Annotated in this window: 21 protein-coding genes; 10 read left to right on the top strand and 11 right to left on the bottom strand. The window is 40.0% G+C overall.

Annotated features, from left to right (window positions below; translation table 11 throughout):
* Window positions 1-11: 11 nt before the first annotated feature.
* From BT_RS11220 to BT_RS11235, 4 genes are read right to left on the bottom strand one after another with little or no spacing between them, the layout of a single operon-like run.
* On the bottom strand, window positions 12-410 hold the full coding sequence (locus BT_RS11220; protein ID WP_008759691.1) for a hypothetical protein: 399 nt from the start codon (window positions 408-410) through the stop codon (window positions 12-14).
* Between the two features lie 4 nt (window positions 411-414).
* Window positions 415-1824, bottom strand: coding sequence for a C10 family peptidase (locus tag BT_RS11225; protein ID WP_011108175.1), 1410 nt, complete (start codon window positions 1822-1824; stop codon window positions 415-417).
* 56 nt (window positions 1825-1880) lie between these two features.
* Complete coding sequence (locus BT_RS11230) at window positions 1881-3155, bottom strand: C10 family peptidase (protein ID WP_011108176.1); 1275 nt, start codon at window positions 3153-3155, stop codon at window positions 1881-1883.
* A gap of 14 nt (window positions 3156-3169) precedes the next feature.
* Window positions 3170-3580, bottom strand: a complete 411-nt coding sequence (locus tag BT_RS11235) for a DUF3244 domain-containing protein (RefSeq protein ID WP_011108177.1) — start codon at window positions 3578-3580, stop codon at window positions 3170-3172.
* A gap of 246 nt (window positions 3581-3826) precedes the next feature.
* Here BT_RS11235 and BT_RS11240 point away from each other — a divergent pair, with 246 nt between their 5' ends.
* Entirely contained in the window at window positions 3827-4990 is a 1164-nt protein-coding gene (locus BT_RS11240; RefSeq protein WP_011108005.1) for an IS4 family transposase, read from the top strand.
* Between the two features lie 44 nt (window positions 4991-5034).
* Here the strand turns inward: BT_RS11240 and BT_RS11245 are convergent, their stop codons facing one another.
* Entirely contained in the window at window positions 5035-6822 is a 1788-nt protein-coding gene (locus BT_RS11245; protein ID WP_011108178.1) for a tetratricopeptide repeat protein, read from the bottom strand.
* Window positions 6823-6923: 101 nt separating this feature from the next.
* Here BT_RS11245 and BT_RS11250 point away from each other — a divergent pair, with 101 nt between their 5' ends.
* A complete protein-coding gene (locus BT_RS11250) occupies window positions 6924-7649 on the top strand; it encodes an RDD family protein (protein ID WP_011108179.1) in 726 nt (241 codons plus the stop codon).
* Window positions 7650-7658: 9 nt separating this feature from the next.
* Here the strand turns inward: BT_RS11250 and BT_RS11255 are convergent, their stop codons facing one another.
* Window positions 7659-8264 carry a DsbA family protein gene (locus BT_RS11255; protein ID WP_011108180.1) on the bottom strand — a complete coding sequence of 202 codons (606 nt, stop codon included), beginning with the start codon at window positions 8262-8264 and terminating at the stop codon, window positions 7659-7661.
* Window positions 8265-8572: 308 nt separating this feature from the next.
* On the opposite strand from BT_RS11255, the gene BT_RS11260 reads away from it, so the two are divergent.
* Both BT_RS11260 and BT_RS11265 read left to right on the top strand, forming a co-directional pair.
* Window positions 8573-9418, top strand: a complete 846-nt coding sequence (locus tag BT_RS11260) for an AraC family transcriptional regulator (RefSeq protein ID WP_011108181.1) — start codon at window positions 8573-8575, stop codon at window positions 9416-9418.
* Window positions 9419-9486: 68 nt separating this feature from the next.
* The gene (locus BT_RS11265) at window positions 9487-9954 is read left to right on the top strand and encodes a DUF4405 domain-containing protein (RefSeq protein ID WP_011108182.1); all 468 of its coding nucleotides are present in this window, start codon (window positions 9487-9489) and stop codon (window positions 9952-9954) included.
* An 83-nt stretch (window positions 9955-10037) separates the two neighbouring features.
* Here BT_RS11265 and BT_RS11270 read toward each other — a convergent pair whose 3' ends face one another.
* From BT_RS11270 to dnaE, 3 genes are all read right to left on the bottom strand, one after another.
* Window positions 10038-10373, bottom strand: coding sequence for a hypothetical protein (locus BT_RS11270; protein WP_008759609.1), 336 nt, complete (start codon window positions 10371-10373; stop codon window positions 10038-10040).
* A 43-nt stretch (window positions 10374-10416) separates the two neighbouring features.
* Window positions 10417-10731 (bottom strand): thioredoxin, encoded by a 315-nt coding sequence (gene trxA, locus BT_RS11275; RefSeq protein WP_008759608.1) that lies wholly within the window; start codon window positions 10729-10731, stop codon window positions 10417-10419.
* Between the two features lie 68 nt (window positions 10732-10799).
* Entirely contained in the window at window positions 10800-14603 is a 3804-nt protein-coding gene (gene dnaE / locus BT_RS11280) for a DNA polymerase III subunit alpha (protein WP_011108183.1), read from the bottom strand.
* Between the two features lie 161 nt (window positions 14604-14764).
* On the opposite strand from dnaE, the gene BT_RS11285 reads away from it, so the two are divergent.
* The 3 genes from BT_RS11285 to BT_RS11295 all read left to right on the top strand — a co-directional run bounded on the left by BT_RS11285 (window position 14765) and on the right by BT_RS11295 (window position 16535).
* The gene (locus tag BT_RS11285; protein ID WP_008759606.1) at window positions 14765-15451 is read left to right on the top strand and encodes a phosphatidylserine decarboxylase family protein; all 687 of its coding nucleotides are present in this window, start codon (window positions 14765-14767) and stop codon (window positions 15449-15451) included.
* Window positions 15452-15461: 10 nt separating this feature from the next.
* The gene (gene pssA / locus BT_RS11290) at window positions 15462-16169 is read left to right on the top strand and encodes a CDP-diacylglycerol--serine O-phosphatidyltransferase (protein WP_008759605.1); all 708 of its coding nucleotides are present in this window, start codon (window positions 15462-15464) and stop codon (window positions 16167-16169) included.
* Window positions 16170-16235: 66 nt separating this feature from the next.
* Window positions 16236-16535 (top strand): DUF4834 family protein, encoded by a 300-nt coding sequence (locus BT_RS11295; RefSeq protein WP_008764000.1) that lies wholly within the window; start codon window positions 16236-16238, stop codon window positions 16533-16535.
* A gap of 54 nt (window positions 16536-16589) precedes the next feature.
* On the opposite strand, the gene BT_RS11300 is transcribed toward BT_RS11295, so the two are convergent.
* A complete protein-coding gene (locus BT_RS11300; protein WP_008759603.1) occupies window positions 16590-17030 on the bottom strand; it encodes a nucleoside deaminase in 441 nt (146 codons plus the stop codon).
* A 2-nt stretch (window positions 17031-17032) separates the two neighbouring features.
* Window positions 17033-17266 carry a hypothetical protein gene (locus BT_RS11305; RefSeq protein ID WP_008759602.1) on the bottom strand — a complete coding sequence of 78 codons (234 nt, stop codon included), beginning with the start codon at window positions 17264-17266 and terminating at the stop codon, window positions 17033-17035.
* Between the two features lie 67 nt (window positions 17267-17333).
* Between BT_RS11305 and BT_RS11310 the strand changes: the two genes are divergently transcribed.
* From BT_RS11310 to BT_RS11320, 3 genes are read left to right on the top strand one after another with little or no spacing between them, the layout of a single operon-like run.
* Entirely contained in the window at window positions 17334-17699 is a 366-nt protein-coding gene (locus BT_RS11310) for a YraN family protein (protein ID WP_008764002.1), read from the top strand.
* Window positions 17700-17749: 50 nt separating this feature from the next.
* Window positions 17750-18106 carry an MmcQ/YjbR family DNA-binding protein gene (locus tag BT_RS11315; RefSeq protein WP_008764003.1) on the top strand — a complete coding sequence of 119 codons (357 nt, stop codon included), beginning with the start codon at window positions 17750-17752 and terminating at the stop codon, window positions 18104-18106.
* A complete protein-coding gene (locus tag BT_RS11320; protein WP_016268654.1) occupies window positions 18090-18854 on the top strand; it encodes a biotin--[acetyl-CoA-carboxylase] ligase in 765 nt (254 codons plus the stop codon). The genes BT_RS11315 and BT_RS11320 overlap by 17 nt, the downstream gene beginning before the upstream one ends.
* Window positions 18855-18866 lie beyond the last annotated feature (12 nt).

Here is an 18866-nt window from a genome sequence, read left to right on the forward strand (position 1 = left end):
AGTTATATAATTTATGGATTTTGCTTTATTGTATATGTGCTCATTGATGAGCCAATATAAGAAAGCCATAAGATTATCTCCCTAATATCACCAGATGTATTTTCGTCTACAATTACTGTCATCACCGAATCCTCCTGTTCTTTTTTTATTGAAAACCAATCTTCTTCAAGCAAAAAAGTATGGGTCATTTTTACATTGAGAGCAATAGAATCCTTATTCACAACAGTCCCAGCAGCATGCAATCTCCATCCTTCCGCAGGAGTCATAATAATAAAAGCAGTATCACCTTTATTATCTAATAATGGAGGCTCTGATATCCTGTGGGGAAAATCATTGATATATATTTCATCATCTTCTGCATCATTACAACTAACAATAGCAAGAAGAAAAATCAGAATAATATACTTCATTCTTTTACAATATAATATCACAGATCATATTAAAGCCTGTGTTTAATTCATAGCCTCCAGCTTCAAAAGATATCGACATATCTTTATTAACTAAATAGAAGCCATCATAAGACCCAGCCCATCCCATATTCGCACGGAAATAAAAATCAAAGTTTTTAACCAAATATCTCGTTTGAGGTCTCCAATAAGCAAATCCATCTATCACAAAAGCATGAGAAGCTTTTTTAGAAGCATCTGAAACGCCAACCCATACCAGTTTAGCTTTCTGTAAAGACAAAAATGCAGCATTACCATCCCAACCATTTATCAAATCTCCTGTTGTAAAATATCTTCTAAGAAAATCCCTAGTTTGAGGTCCAGATGTACCAGAACCTGTTACCCAATTTGTTGTTTTGTCATATTCTGGATGAGTACCAGAAAGGTCATAAATATGTTTAAATAATTTAGCAACCATAGTTCTAACAATCTCAGGTGATCCCTGATTTGGCTTCCAGGGTAGCGGCATTAGTATCTGCGGCTGTGCTTTCAATGCTTCCCAATCTATTTTTATACCATCGATAGTTAAGTTTGGTTCAAGTGAAGCCATAATTTGTGCCATGGCAACAACCGAACAACCCGCAGGAACAGCTTTATATACAGGTTCCTTCCCAACATTTGGTGCACAATATGCTTTCTCTAATAAATCATTATATACAGGTTCTTGATCCCAATTTGTCGCCATACAAAAAAAACCAGCCCACCCAATAGCATTGCCAGCAGGATCTTGAGGGGTTGCACGTGAATCTAGACAATCCTCGACAAGAATCCTATCTTTGATCTCATTAAAATTTACGGCTGCAACATTGAGCTCTTTCGATATTCTTTTTAATGTTTCATCTCTAAATTCCAATTTCATTTTTTCATAATGTTTGGCCTCCTCTAACAAGCTTTGTTCTGACAAACCAAGCATAGCCTTCGCACCAATAATTTTAGCTGTATCCTCAAGATTTACCTTGGGCAAATAAGCCATAACCTTTGCCACACGCTCATCAGCAGAAACATAAGCAAGTCCTTTCCCTGCATCACTGACTATTTCCATTTCATAGACAGGAAGAAGAATTGATTTGTCTGTAACCGATCTTGTTACCGCATTGCTGCCCTTTTCTTCAATATTAAAAGAAGAGCGAAACTTCACAACAATATTTTCATTACCTCTCGTCTGCACTCTGTTAACCCCAAAATCTAATACAAGTTGCTTTGCCTCATCAGGAGTTATTACTCTTGGATTATCATAAGCAATACTAATGTATTCATCCGGAGATAATACAATTGAGTTAGATTCTATCGGCTTATTATGTAAATCCAAACCTTCTTCATCATTACATGAAGCTAATAACGACAATACGAAAAACAAAAAATAATACTTTAATTTCATAATAAATATTTTTAAGTTTCAATTGAATATGTAATCTGTACAATAATAAATCAATGTTATCTTTTTCTTATATCAGGTATAACACTTAATTGCGTATCCCAATAGGTATTACCACCAGTCTCAAATGAAATGCTTCCATCATTGTTTACCAAATAATAACCATCAGAATTACCTGTCTTTCCAAAATTACAATGAAAATATGCATTACTGCTAGAAGATTCGTTCTTTGTCATTGCATAACCATCCACTATAAAAGCACTTCCATTACATTCTACCAAAACAGGACATATTTTAATAACAGAATTTTTAACTGTTTCTATACTCCATTTTTGAATATTACCACAATTGGTTATTCCACTTCCTGAATTTAGATATTTATACACATTAGATAATGGAGTTGATATTGCAGTAATGCAAGACACTAATTTAGATTCTGAGTCCGGCCATACATCAGTATAGGCAGTTCCCCAAACTGGAGAAGAAGATGTACTATCATATACATATTTAAATAAAGATGCAACCATATTCCATTTCTCATAAGGATCATCATAACTAATACTTTTACTTTCTTTTAAATAACTCCAGTCCATTGATATCCCTTCACAAGTTAATTCAGGCTCTAAGGAGGCCATAATTTGGGCTATTGCAGTGTTAGTAAGTCCTACTGGGCGTCTTTCCCATGTACATATTTTACGAGAAATATCCATAGGTATTTCAACCCAAGTATTTACAAACTTCCAACTATATGGTTCTTTCTGTCCCCATTCTGTAGTACAGAAAGGTTCAATCATCATCCAAACCTGGCCATCTAAATCAGTAATAGGCCTAGAGCGTGTAATTGCCTCACTATTATTGGCTATTTCGTCTAATAATGCATTCTTCGACATTTGAATCATAGCGTTTGCTCCTATCTGCGTTGCAAAAATGGAGTCATTATAGGAAGGTATATACGCCAATACCTTTGGGAATTTTCTATCACCAGATACAATAGCTTTCCCTTGTTCAGAGCTATTCCTTATTTCAACTTCATAAACTAAAGCTTTTACATCATTAGGCAACGAACGGGTAATTTCTGAATTTCGAGACGATATTAAATATTTCTCACTAATAGCAAAAATTGGATTTTCTGTTATTTCGCCTCTCGTATTTGTCTCAGATTTGATAGACTTTTGAAAGGATTCTACAATAGAAATAACTTCTTTTTCAGATAACGCATTAGGATCTACTTGTTTAATTGCATTCCGTTCTGCATCTATTATATTCTCGTTACTACACGAGGCAATAATAATAAGCACGACTAACAAACTAAATTGTATAAATATTTTTCTCATAATACTATAGTTAATTAAAGTTCAAAATCCCCCGATAAATCATAATCTTTAGACAAAAGTTCTAAGCGGTAAGCGACCCCTTCCTTCAAACTTAAATCTAAAGTAATTAAACTTATAGGACTAATAAAAGTATTTAGATACACTGTCTTATTAGTATCCAAATTAACTACGGTAACTGTCACACTAGATACTTTTGAAAGAAAGTCGATATACAATACATCATTATTTATAGATGCCTCCACTGGGTAGATAGCTGGTATTCGAGTCGTTTTGTTATCCAAAGCTCCCTTCCCTTTTAAAATTATTTTTCTAGAAAAATAACTCAATTCCATACTGTAACTTTTTATATTACAATTTGGAGAATTTCCTAGTATTAGATCCGAAAAGAAAATACTCAGGAATAATAAAAATAGTAGTTTTTTCATATACTGTTCATATTTGATGTTTAACGCTGCAAATATGAACAGTAAGTTTAAGAAAAGTATTACACCGTTATGTTAACGAATACAAAAAGCAGATCGTATTACATAAAACTCAAATAATAATACCATTGCTGTCCCATTAAAATCTAAAAGAGTTCTTTGAAATATTTGAAATTTAGTTAGTTACAGCGATTTTCCGAGCGAACGGACTTGAATTTGTAGCTTTGCATCAGATTAATCCGATGGCATATGTTCCAAGACAAATACGTTTTCGCTCAATTGGCTTCATTTCTGAATCGAAGTAAGTTTAACCGCATAGTCACCAAGTATGATGGTGATAAATATGTGAAGCACTTCACCTGCTGGAATCAACTACTTGCTTTGATGTTTGGTCAACTTTCTAATCGTGAAAGTCTGCGAGATTTGATAGTTGCTCTTGAAGCTCATCATTCCAAATGTTATCATTTAGGAATGGGTAAAAATGTATCAAAGTCATCGCTGGCAAGAGCAAATCAAGATAGAGACTATCACATCTTTGAAGAATATGCTTACTACCTGGTTAGCGAAGCACGACAAAAGTGTGCTAATCATATTTTCAAACTTGGCGGTAACGTTTATGCTTTCGATTCGACAACTATTGACCTGTGCCTTTCAGTCTTTTGGTGGGCAAAATTCCGCAAAAAGAAAGGTGGTATCAAAGTGCATACATTATATGATGTGGAAACACAGATTCCTGCATTCTTTCATATCACGGAAGCATCCGTACACGATTCTAAAGTTATGATTGAAATTCCTTATGAACCAAGCTCTTATTACATCTTTGACCGCGGTTATAACAACTTCAAAATGCTGTATAAAATTCATCAAATTGAAGCCTACTTTGTTGTCAGAGCAAAAAAGAATCTTCAATACAAATCCATCCAATGGAAACGTAGACTGCCTAAGAATGTGCTTTCAGACGCAAGTGTACTTCTGACAGGATTCTATCCTAAACAATATTACCCAAAGCCACTTAGACTGGTTAAATATTGGGATGAAGAACAAGAACGAGAATTTACATTCATAACCAATGCGATGCATATATCTGCGCTTCAAGTTGCTGAACTTTATAAAAATCGCTGGCAGGTAGAGCTGTTTTTCAAATGGCTCAAGCAGCACCTTAAAATCAAAAGATTTTGGGGAACTACAGAGAATGCTGTTCGAATACAGATATATGCTGCTATATGCGCTTACTGTTTGGTGGCAATCATTCAACACGATATGCAACTGGACAGAAGTACATATGAAGTGTTACAAATACTGAGCATCTCATTGACTGATAAGACTCATCTGAGAGACCTCTTTGATAAAACTAAATTTCAAAATGACAAAGAACGATTCGGACCAAATGGGCCAAGTTTATTTAATTTTTAATTCGTCCCAATTTTAATGGGACACTAATGTAATAATACAATAACTTAGATTTTGCGTAATATATCAACCAATTTTATTTTCTTATCTTTATTTAAACCCATCTTCTCCAATACAGACCAACTTCTTTTATATACGGCAGCAGAAGTGCATCCCCAAAGACTGGCAATATCGGCATATTTAAAATCCAACCTAACTAAACAGCAAAAACGAATATCTTCCTCCAATAAATACTCATATTTAGTGCTTAATCTTTCTACAAATCCCAAAGATGCCATATCTATTTCATGCAATAAAATATCCCATTCATCATTAGTAATCTTCTTCATTCCATCAGGATTAAGTTTATTATACTCACACAATTCTATCAACATTTGATAAACAGGAGAAGACATTAATATAAATTTCAGATTCAGATTTCTCAATTGCTTTACTTCCTCATCTCTTTCTACAAGCCGACGTTCTAAATCTTCTTGCATTAAATGGTATTGTTCCAATAGTTCATTAAGACAACTATCTAATTGTGCTTTGGAGTTAACATCTGACTCTAAATATTCACAATGTTGCTGTATTTCTTTTATTTCTATATTTTTTTTCTCTAACTCTTTCTTGATAGTCTCTATACTTTTATACAATAATTGTCGTTTATTGACTAATTGTGCCATTTCTTCCTTCCTTTTTCTACGCCTTTGCAAAAAGAAACAAATCGTAATAATAAACAATAGGACAAGTAACAATAGACAAAAACGATACTGAGTCAAAAATGATTCATAGCGTTCCGTTGATTGATGATATAACACATCCTTCAAAGAAGAAACTACCTCAACCGGTTGCTCGACCAATTTCATGGAATCCTTATATATAGCATATAAAGTTTCGTATTCCAATGCTTCATTTTTTTTCCCCAACTTCGTTGCCATTTCTGATAATTTCATATATGCATTTGTTTTTGCATAATAATTATCAGAAGATATACCTCTATTCAAATAAACAGAGGCTGAATCATATTGTTCCAATTGCAAATAAGCACTCCCAATAACTAGATAGTAACCATATCTTTCAGAACTGTCTAACACCAATCGCATACCTTTATTTGCAAACAATATAGCTTCGCGTGATTTCCCTTGATATTCTAGAAGATAACTAAGAGAACTAAACACAAGCTCCTTAATATGTTGTTTATCTGTATCTTTTATTAGCTTTAGGGCTCGTTTTAAATATTTTTCTGCATCTGTATAATATTCTTCTCCTCGCTCCATGCAAATATCTGCACAACTTACTAGCACTACGGCTAAACGCAATGAATCATGATGTGTTTCTGCCAATTCAATAGTCTGTCTATAAAGAGAATCAGCCTCTTCCTGCAATCCATGCTGCCAAAACAATAAACCCAAATTACTTTTCAATAGAATATTCAAATCATAATTATCCACTTTCTCAGCTAAAGGCATTGCCACCAAAAATTCACGTACAGTTCCTTCAATATCACCTCTGTCTTGACAAACTCGTCCAAGATAATAATGAGCTTTTGCCCGTAGGGTAATATCATCGGAAGTATCATAATAATCTACAGCGACACGAATTAACGAATCATCCGTATGAGTAATATAGTTCTTATCTTTGGCTTGTGTTAACAATAGGGCATACTTAGCTCTAGACTGTATAGTAGACAACTCTGCAAGATTCACACCTTCCAATATACTCAATGCACTATCTGCACATCCAACTTCTATCAAAGAATCTGCATGCAATAAAGAAGGAATTACCCTATCTGTGGGAGAAAGGCAAGATGTTAAAAACAGGAAGATGATTCCATAGACATAGTTTACATTCATCACTTTTAATAGATTTCGAATAAGTTTTGTTTGAGAGCAGAAGCAAAAGTAAAAGAATTATAATATATTTGCAACTTAAACCTAAAAATGTTTAACCAAGAATGGCAGAATCTACGATTATTACCGGTCAGTTTGTTCGAATCAGCCAAACGCCCGCCAGTATCGGCGAACGATTGCTGGCTTTGGCCATCGATTATTCCCTGATTGTGATTTATCTATATTCTGTGACGACACTCATTGTTAAACTGCATTTATCCTCCGGAGTCGGTACGGTCTTTATTCTGTGCCTCGTCTATTTGCCTGTACTTCTTTACTCGTTCCTCTGCGAAATGTTCAACCACGGGCAGAGTTTTGGAAAACGTCTGATGAATATACGCGTCGTAAAATCAGACGGTTCTACTCCCAGCATCAGTGCTTATCTGCTGCGCTGGCTTCTCTTCATCATTGACGGTCCCGGCACGGGAGGTTTAGGACTTTTAGTCGTTCTGCTGACTAAAAACAGTCAGCGGCTGGGTGATTTAGCAGCCGGAACGATGGTGATCAAAGAAAAGAATTATCGCAAGATACACGTCAGCCTTGATGAATTTGATTACCTGACCAAGAATTATCATCCGACGTATCCACAATCTGCCGATTTATCATTGGAACAGGTGAACGTAATCACCCGAACGCTGGAATCCGGTGAAAAGGATCGGGTAAGGCGCGTTACGTTACTCGCCAAAAAGGTGCAGGAAATCTTATCTGTTACTCCACGAGAGAATAATCAGGAGAAGTTTCTTCAAACGGTACTTCGGGATTATCAGTATTATGCGTTGGAGGAAATCTAAAATAAGAACTCACACAACACGTATATACACTACCGTCTTCCCATTTCCATATTTCTGAATAATTCCTTTTTCTATGAAAAGATTCAATTGATGCAAAGCCTGTAATCTACTCATCCCGGTAATAGCACAATAATCTGCCCGATTGATACAAGGATGTTTCTCTAAAAAGTCCTGCAATTTTTTCAAGCACTCGTCTTCGGATATTTTCGCATTGGAACGTGTCGGGGAAGATATTCGTTCTAGATCCATTTTAGAGTTCAGTTCTCTCTTATATGTTTGTTTTACCTTCAGCTTAATATTTTTCAGGCGAATAGATGGAGAGCGTACTTCTTTTCTGTCAATAATCTCTTTTTCCAAAGAAAGGGTCAAAGAAAAATGCCCTAAATCTCCAAATTCCACAATATATCCTCTGGACAGCAGTGTCTGTAACTCATCGGTGATAGCCTCTACCGCTCCAACTAATTGCGCATGGGGAATATGATGCATCATGGACACCCGCTCCACAAATTCTTTGGTTGTATATGTTCCGCTTGGCACTACCCGTGCGTGTAGCAACTTCTGTTCTTCAGCATCCTCTTGTTTGGGATTTTCATAAAGGTCGTAATAAATGCTCATAAGAATAATTTTATGTTTGGCTGTTAATAACTTAATGGTTTCTATTTAAGTAATTAGTTGTTTGTTGGCTACATTCTTTCGTATTACTTAAGTGAGACGAATAGATTACTTAAGTAAGACAATTATATCACTTAAGTAATTTGATTATCTTACTTAAGTGATACGCAATAAAACAACGAACAAAGATACTAAAAATCCGAAAGCCCCGAAACTATTTTCCGCATGAGTTTTAATAAGCGATAGAATAAGATTGCCATATTGCATAAACTGTATTCTCAACTGTTTTCACTAACTTTGCAAAAAAATGAATGACAGGTATCCCTACACATAAAGCTGTTCAACAATCTGATTTTGGAATATTTGCAAAGGAAGTATCTCCCTTTTCCCCGAATCGGACGATTAATTACGTACACCGAGATGATTATTACATTTTGGGCGTAGTGAAAAGCGGTACGTGTCATGTAAGCATCGATTTCAAAGAGTATGTTTTCTCGGCAGGTGACGTTGTCTGTACCCAGCCCAACCAAGTTCACCATATCATTGATACAGGAAACGCAGACGTTCTTCTTCTTTTTATAGACGGAGTGTTTATAGATACTCCAACCAAGCAAATCATTGCCGAATATGTATTATCGCCCGTACCGTTTAAGATAAACGACATACAATATACTGATTTGGGCCAATTATTCTCCATGATTCTGCGAAGAATGAACGGGGGGAATCCTGATTGCAAATCGAAAGCCGTCATACAGAATTTATCATGTGCCATTGTCGGCATCATTACAGACAACATTCAGAAGTATATAGGACAAAACCACAAGAACAGAAGGCATATTGAAATCACATTAGCGCTCAAAGCACTGTTTTCAGAAGAAAAACAACTAAACAGAAGTGTATCTTATTATGCGGAAGCATTACACATCTCACCGGTATACCTGAATGAAGTGGTTAAAAATGTCACAGGCGAAAGTGTGAGCAAATATATTCAGAATGAATTAATATTGAGAGCCAAGCGAATGCTGGTATACACTTCCTTAAACGTAAGAGAGATTTCCATTGACTTGGGAATAGAGGATTATGCATACTTCACCCGATTGTTCACCAAAGCGGTAGGCGTCAACCCGACCTCCTATCGAAAGAAATACCTTGAATAGTACAACTTTAACCTCACATCGTCTATTTCACTATTAATCAGTTCGTTGTAATTTTGCCATCAAAAAAGATGAGCAGAAACAGATTTATTTATCTCACAGATTTAATGTTAGTTCCCATATTCATTTTGTCGTTTTACACAGGCGTCGAATTACATATCGCAGGACAGGGTGACAACCATGAAATATGGCATAACTGGGCCGTGTTCCATGTTAATGCCAGCCTGCTATTCATGATATTGGGAATAGTTCATGTCAAAAGCCATTGGGGATGGTATAAAGGCTTGAAAACAATCGGCTGCAAAGGCAAAAGAAAAGTCGTGTTATCCTTGTCTGTTGTTTTCTTATTGGTCATTATTACAGGACTATCACTGTTCGGTATTGAAGGAGCCAATTCTCCGATGGGATTACTGCATTACCAAATCGGTATTCTCACAGGAGTTCTGAGCGTTTGTCATATAGCAAAGAGAAAACAGTTTTTATTCAAGGGATTTGCAGCGAATGTACTTGGCAGGAAATACCGGAGAGCGAAAGCATAAGGATGGAAAAAGAAATAGCCTGAAAGACGCGAATCTTTCAGGCTATATTCCTTTCATTTATCTACAGTGGTGACTAGCGACAATTAGTCCACCTGCCCCAGAGAGTTTCCATATTCCATTTCTCCCTGAACCACAAAAAGGATTTCTTCGGGATCATATTCTCCCATTTCGTCCTTCTTGGCTTCTTTCACGATGTAAGCTACGACCTCTTCCAAGTCAATGTTTACGTAGCCGTCGTTATCGGGCTGAGCGTCGAGAATGCCACTTTCTGAATAGTACTCGTCTATCAGATCGAGAAAATAGTACAGTTCATCGTCCTCGAACTTCTCTTTCAGTTCCTGAGGCAGATAGTTCTTGATAAACTCGACGGTCTTTTCGTCATCGGCATCTTCTAATAAAAAATCATCTTCCAGTCCCATGGTTGTAAGTATTAAGTAATAAGTATTAAATATTAGACAAAGTCTAGAGAAGGTTCTTCACTTTTTCCACGAATACCGGTTTGGCGACTGCGCCTACCTGCTTGTCTACAATCTCACCATTCTTGAAGAACAAAACAGTAGGAATGTTGCGGATACCGTATTCGGCAGCCACATCGCTGTTATCATCCACATCGCATTTACCGATGATGACTTGTCCTTCAAACTCCGCGGCCAATTCTTCAATAATAGGAGCCACCATTTTACAAGGGCCACACCAGGGAGCCCAAAAATCCACCACAACAGGCTTTCCTTCTGCAAGGATTTCCTTATAGTTGCTGTCTGTAATTTCTAAAGCCATTTCTTTTTAAGTATTAAGTATTAATTATTATGTATTACTTCGTTTGTAGATTTGCGCTACAAAGATAATCAATTTATACGGAATCCAAGTTCGGGGCGCTCCTTTAAATATGTTATTAAATCTCTGCCTACCGAAAGCTTGACCGGACGGGAAATCAGATCGACCGACATACGGCTGTCCGTATCATCCGTCACCTTGAAGTAGAGTTCCGTATTGCCGGGATGTTCTTTGGTCAAAGTGGCCAGCTCGGTAATAAGTCCCGAATTTAACACTGACAGAGGAATGATAATGGTGATCTTCTGCACCAGTTCTTCTTTCACATCGGGCAGAAGTTCCATTGAAGTGATCTTGACTTCCAGTTCGTCCTGCCGCCATTGCTTGGCCTGACAACGGGCTTTGATATACAGGAACGTGCCTTCATTCAGATATCCCTGATAAGTCACCCAGTCATTTCCCCAGAAAGGTATTTCCGTAGAGCCCGAATAATCTTCGATCTTGGCAATGCCATACGGATTGCCATTCTTGCTGACTCCACGACGGACACTGGTCACAATGCCACCCATTGTAATCTCCCGGCCTGCCAAAGCCGCCTTATCTTCCAAATCTGCCATACGGGTATTGCAGACGTGATCCAGCACAATCGCGAACTCATCCAGCGGATGGGCGGAAAGGTAGATACCTACCAGGTCGCGTTCCTTGTTCAGACGTTCGAGGTCGCCCCAGCGCTCTACTCCCTGAGGAATTTCGGGAGTGGCGATATCGACGACATTCGCTCCGCCGAACAATGAATTGATGGCAGCTCTTTTGTCTTCCTGATAGCGGTTACCGTATCGCATTAAGGTTTCGAGGAATACTTCGCCCTTAGAGTTGACGGCAAAGTACTGCTCCCGCTTCAATTCGGGGAAACTGTCGAAACCTCCCGCCAACGCCAGACATTCCATATTCTTTTTATTGCAGGCATTCAGATTGACACGTTGTACGAAATCAAAGATACCTTTGAATGGTCCGTTGGTATTACGTTCTTCTACAATGCTTTGCACGGCAGCTTCGCCTACGCCTTTCACCGCTCCCAGTCCGAAACGGATATTACCATCGTGGTTGACCGTAAACTTCAGGTTACTCTCATTCACATCCGGACCGAGCGTCTGGATACCCATTGCCTTGCATTCGTCCATCAGCTTCGTGATATCGGTAATGTTGGACAAACTTCGGCTCATGACAGCCGCCATGTATTCCGACGGGTAGTTCGCTTTCAGATAGGCTGTCTGATAAGCTACCCATGAGTAGCAAGTAGCGTGCGATTTGTTGAACGCATAAGAGGCAAACTTTTCCCAGTCGGTCCAAATCTTTTCAAGTACTTTCGGGTCATGCCCGTTCTTGCGTCCGCCTTCGATAAACTTAGGCTTCATGTGATCCAGCTTATCACGCAGCTTCTTACCCATCGCTTTACGAAGGGCATCGGACTCACCACGGGTAAAATCCGCCAGCAGACGTGACAAAAGCATCACCTGTTCCTGATAGACCGTAATGCCATACGTATCTTTCAGATATTTCTCCATCACCGGAATGTCATATTCAATCGGCTTACGACCATGCTTACGGTCGATGAAGTCCGGAATATAATCCATCGGACCCGGACGATAGAGGGCATTCATGGCGATCAAATCTTCGAAGGTAGAAGGCTGCAATTCGCGCAGGTACTTCTGCATTCCGGCAGATTCAAACTGGAACGTTCCGATGGTACGTCCGTCACTATATAATTTGTAAGTTGCCGGATCGGTAATATCGATCTGGTCTACGTCTATCTCCAGACTACGACTCAGACGGATATTCTCAACTGCCTCCTTAATAATAGACAATGTTTTCAACCCGAGGAAGTCCATCTTGATCAATCCGGTATCCTCGATCACCGAACCTTCATACTGGGTAACGAGCATCTTTTCGCCCGTTTCCTTATCGTCGGCTGTACTTACAGGCACCCAGTCGGTGATGTCGTCACGACAGATAATCGTACCGCAGGCATGCACACCGGTACCACGAACATTACCTTCAAGCATTTTGGCATACTTAAGAGTGTCTCGCACCAACGGGTCGGACGATGCCTCAGCCGCTTGCAGTTCGGGGACGTATTCGATGGCATTCCGCAGGTTCAGCTTCTTGTCGGGGATTTTATCCGGCACCAGCTTTGCCAGACGGTCGGACTCCGAGAGAGGAAGTTTCTGTACACGGGCAACGTCTTTGATAGCCAGTTTGGTAGCCATCGTACCATACGTGATGATATGCGCTACTTTTTCCTGACCATATTTATTGGTTACCCAGCGAAGCACTTCACCACGACCGTCGTCATCGAAGTCCACATCGATATCGGGCAACGAAATACGGTCCGGATTCAAGAAACGCTCGAACAGCAAGTCGTATTGGATAGGGTCGATCTTGGTGATACCCAGACAGTAAGCCACTGCCGAACCGGCAGCCGAACCACGTCCGGGGCCTACCGATACGCCCAGTTCCGAGCGTGCGGCATTGATAAAGTCCTGCACTATCAAGAAGTATCCGGGGAAACCCATCGTTTTCATGATGTACAACTCGAAGTTGAGCCGTTCTTTCACTTCTTCCGACAAAGGGTCGCCATATATTCTTTTCGCACCGTCAAATGCTAACTTTGCCAGATAGTCGCCTTCAAGTTTGATACGATACAGTTTCTCATATCCCCCCAAACGTTTGATCTTGGCTTGTCCTTCCTCTTCGCTCAGCACCACATTACCATTTTCGTCCTGTGTAAACTCATCGAACAGGTCTTTCTCCGTATATTTGGCACGATATCCTTCTTCTGTTCCGAAGTCTTCAGGAATAGCGAAGGTAGGCATGATAGGTGCATGGTCAATCGAATAATATTCGACTTTATCTAGAATTTCCAGCGTATTGCTCAGTGCCTCGGGAACATCTGCAAAGAGTTCATTCATCTCTTCACGGGTCTTCATCCATTCCTGTTTGGTATATAGCATACGGCTGGGGTCATCCAAGTCTTTACCCGTACTCAGGCAGATCAAACGGTCGTGTGCCTCGGCATTCTCTTCATCCACAAAGTGGACGTCATTGGTGCAGATCAGCTTGATATTATACTTCCGGGCATACTCCTGCAAGTATTTGTTCACATTTACCTGTAGCGGATAACATTCGTGATTGGCACGGGGTACAGTCGCCTTATGGCGCTGCATTTCCAGATAGTAGTCATCACCAAACAGGTTCTTATACCATTGGATCGCTTCTTCGGCTTCGGCAAACTGCCCTGCGGTAATACGCTTCGGCACCTCGCCACCCAGACACGCCGAGCAGACAATCAGACCTTCGTGATACTTCTCCAGCTCACTGCGGTCGGTACGCGGACGCATATAGTACCCGCGCGTCCACGCGTGCGATACTAATTTAATAAGGTTATGATAACCTTTCTCATTCTTGGCAAGTACAATCAAGTGATAACCGCTTTGGTCCGGCTTCCCTTCTTTCAAGTCCATCGTACGGCGGGCGACGTACATCTCACAACCGATAATCGGTTTAAAGAGCTTGTTCTCCGCCTCCACGATCTTCGCCTTGCAGGCAGCTACCTCCGCCTCCTTATCCTCACACTCCACTGTGCCGGCTTCAATCCCTGCAATCCGCTTTTTCAGATCCTTAATTTCCCCTTTCGGACCGCTATTCTTCTTATTGACATAGTTCGTAAATTCCTTGATGCCGAACATATTTCCATGATCGGTCACGGCAATACCCTTCATCCCATTTTTCATGGCTTTATCTACCAGACGGGCGACACTTGCCTGACCATCCAGTAGAGAATATTGCGTATGAACGTGTAAATGAACGAAATCCTGCATAATGATAAGTAGTTAATTTGAAGGCATAAAATTACTACCTCCCGCGTTATAAACAAAAATAATCCTCAAAAAGTTATCAACACTCGCATTTCTCTGCTCATTTACTTGCTGTTTTTTTAAAATAAGTATATTTTTGCACACAATATCATTAAACAGCATTCATGGGCCGACTAAAGAAATTAAAAAAGATACGTATTCACCGCGAAGGAACACATATATTATGGGCTAGCTTTCTGCTACTGCTACTGATTAATGCGGCCCTTTATTGGGGAATAGATTGCAAAATTCCTTTTTATGTGGTTGCAGTAGCCAGTATTGCAGTATATCTGCTGATGGTTAACTTCTTCCGCTGTCCGATCCGACTTTTCGGAAAGGATACAGAAAAGATAGTCGTCGCTCCTGCTGACGGCAAAATCGTAGTCATTGAAGAAGTGGACGAAAACGAATACTTCCATGACCGCCGGTTGATGATCTCTATCTTCATGAGCATCGTTAACGTACATGCCAACTGGTATCCGGTGGACGGCACCATTAAAAAGGTAGCCCACCACAACGGTAACTTCATGAAAGCATGGTTGCCTAAAGCCAGTACGGAGAACGAACGTTCTACCGTAGTCATAGAAACTCCGGAAGGAGTGGAAGTGCTGACCCGACAAATCGCCGGAGCCGTGGCACGACGCATTGTCACCTACGCAGAAGTAGGAGAAGAATGCTATATCGACGAACACATGGGCTTTATCAAATTCGGTTCCCGTGTGGATGTATATCTGCCCCTCGGCACGGAAGTCTGTGTCAACATGGGACAATTAACGACCGGTAACCAGACGGTTATCGCCAAACTTAAATAATTCGGTCACAATGACAAATGTTATAAAGAACAATATTCCGAATACAGTAACCTGCCTGAACCTTTTCTCCGGTTGTATCGCTTGTGTCATGGCTTTCGAAGCCCGTTATGACCTAGCACTGCTTTTTATTGTTCTGAGTGCAGTCTTCGATTTTTTCGATGGCATGCTGGCTCGTATTCTCAATGCACACTCAATCATCGGAAAAGACTTGGATTCACTTGCAGATGATGTCAGCTTCGGTGTGGCTCCCTCACTGATTGTATTCTCCTTATTTAAAGAGATGTACTATCCGGCAAATATGGAATTTCTTGCTCCTTACCTGCCATACGCAGCCTTTTTGATTTCCGTATTCTCAGCGTTACGACTGGCTAAATTCAATAATGATACCCGGCAGACCAGTTCTTTCGTAGGTCTTCCTGTTCCGGCAAACGCCTTATTCTGGGGATCGTTCGTAGTAGGGGCGCATGACTTCCTCGTTTCCGAGAACTGCCATCCTGTCTACCTTATTTTATTGGTTTGTCTGTTTTCGTGGTTGCTGGTGTCAGAGATACCAATGTTCTCGCTGAAATTCAAGAATCTTTCATGGAATACAAATAAAATCAGTTTCATTTTCTTGATTGTATGTATCCCATTCCTTGTTTTCTTAGGTATCAGCAGCTTCGCAGCGATCATTGTCTGGTATATTTTACTTTCACTTTTTACAAGAAAAAGTAAATAAACAATCTCTTGGCACGTTTGTTGTACTATGAGTTTTATCGAAGTTACAACATAAAATCATAGCCCAATGCATATACTTTTATTCTTACTTCTTTTTCTAGCTGCCATTGTCATATTTGGCCTTTCGATTGTCGGATTTGTATTAAGAGCCATTTTCGGGCTTGGCCGTGGTTCGTCTTCCCGGACGAAGCAGGCAAGGAGTGGACAAAATGGCCAGCAGCAAGGTCGTCCCAGCTATAACCAGAACACGGACAGCCGTGCCGATAACGAAGGGGAAATCTTTGCTGAAAACAGTCCAAGAACCAAACATAAGAAAATATTCACTCAGGATGACGGTGAATATGTGGATTTCGAGGAAGTAAAATAATATAATATAGAAAGTGGTTAGTAACGTGTAGTCAGCAACTTACTAATCACTGTTTCATCTTCTCTTAGAAGCGAAAAAGTCCTTCATCAATGTGGCACATTCATCTGCAAGGATTCCTTTTACAACGACCGTTTTAGGATGCAGCGCCTGAGCCGCATATCGCTGATACCCACGCTTATCATCTTCCGCACCAAAAACCAGTTTGCCGGTCTGAGCCCAAGCAATGGCACCGGCACACATCACACAGGGTTCTACTGTAACATACAACGTACATTCGTTCAGGTACTTTCCGCCAAGTACATTGGCGGCAGCAGTGATAGCCTGCATTTCAGCATGGGCTGTCACATCATTCAATGTTTCTGTCAGGTTATGGGCACGGGCTATGATCCGTTCTTTGCAGACAACCACTGCCCCTACAGGGACTTCGCCCCGCTCTGCAGCCTTGCCGGCTTCTATCAATGCCTGTTTCATGAAGTAAGTATCGTCCAGCGTCATCATCAGCGTCTCATGTCATGTTCTCCGAAGAGGGTAGGATAATCTTCTTCCATATTTTTATGGATAAACATGAGAATGGTTTCGCGAAGCCAGCGTGACTTATTCGTTATCTTGTATTTTTCCAGATAACGATCGACAATCAACTGCTCGTCTTCGCTCAACAAAATGCTCATCCGCCGTTCCCGTTTGGTATACTCAGCGTGCATTTTCAGGCACTTTTTGCTCCTTTTTCTCATATCTTCTGCAAAATTACTTTTACTTCTGTAAAAACAAAGAATAAAAGCTGTAAATTTGCAAAAAAAGATGGCTGAACACAATGAATTAGGGAAAGCAGGAGAAAATGCCGCAGTAGCCTATCTCGAAGAGCATGGTTATCTTATCCGCCACCGGAACTGGAGAAAAGGTCACTTCGAACTGGACATCGTAGCCGCCAAAGAGAACGAATTGGTGATAGTAGAAGTGAAAACACGCAGTAACACTTTGTTTGCCCAACCGGAAGAAGCCGTCGATTTACCAAAGATTAAACGGACAGTACGTGCTGCCGACGCATATATGAAACTATTTCAGATTGACGTTCCGGTACGTTTCGATATCATCACTGTCATTGGCGAGAACGGAAATTTCAGAATAGACCATATAAAGGAAGCTTTTTATCCTCCTTTATTTTAATAGGAAACAAGTATTTTAACTAAGAGCAAAAACATAAAATCGAAAGACTTATGAATGTAGAAACGATCAGGGAATACTGCTTAAGTAAAAAAGGGGTTACCGAATCATTCCCGTTTGATGATGTATCGCTGGTTATGAAGGTGCTGGACAAAATGTTTGCCCTCATCGACTTGGAAGGAGCCAACTCCATCTCACTGAAATGCGATCCGGAACGTGCCATTGAACTGCGCGAACATTATGCAGGCATTGAAGGAGCCTACCATTTCAACAAAAAATATTGGAATGGCGTTTACTTCGATAGAGATGTAGACGATAAATTAATAAAGGAACTCGTCGATCATTCTTACGAGGAAGTTATCAAGAAATTCACTAAGAAACTGCGTGCTGAATATGATGCCCTCCCCTGATATGTCATTTCCTGTCCCATTGATTCACATCAGTGAGACAAACTCTACAAACAGTTATCTGCAGACTCTTTGTGCCAAGCAACAGGGAGTTGCAGCATTTACGACTGTAGTTGCCGACTTCCAGACATCCGGACGTGGGCAACGTGGCAATTCGTGGGAATCTGAACCCAAAAAGAATCTTCTTTTCAGTTTTGTTCTTTTCCCGGATTTCTTGGAAGCACGCCGGCAGTTCTTGATTTCTCAGATTGTGTCTTTGGCTATTAAAGAGGAACTAGATAGCTATGCTGACGATTTTTCCATCAAATGGCCGAATGATATCTACTGGAAAGACAAAAAAATATGTGGGATGCTGATCGAAAATGATTTGATGGGACGCAATATCAGTCAGAGTATTTCCGGAATCGGGATCAATGTGAATCAGGAAGTATTCCATAGTACTGCTCCAAATCCGGTATCGCTCCGGCAAATCACAGGAAAGCAGTATGACATTTTCGAAATTCTCAAGAATATCATGCTCCGCATTCAATCCGGTTATGAATTGCTCCGGAACGGTGATACTGAACCCATAGCCCACCGATATGAAAAAGCTCTTTTCAGAAAAGAAGGGATGCATCGGTATAAAGATGCTGATGGAGAGTTCTTTGCGAGAATTATTTGCGTAGAACCCGAAGGGAAGCTGATTCTGGAAGATGATGCGCAGAAAAAAAGAGGATATATGTTTAAAGAGGTAGAATATTTATTGATATAACACATACATTCT

The organism is Bacteroides thetaiotaomicron VPI-5482 (genome assembly GCF_000011065.1).
Lineage (GTDB): Bacteria > Bacteroidota > Bacteroidia > Bacteroidales > Bacteroidaceae > Bacteroides > Bacteroides thetaiotaomicron.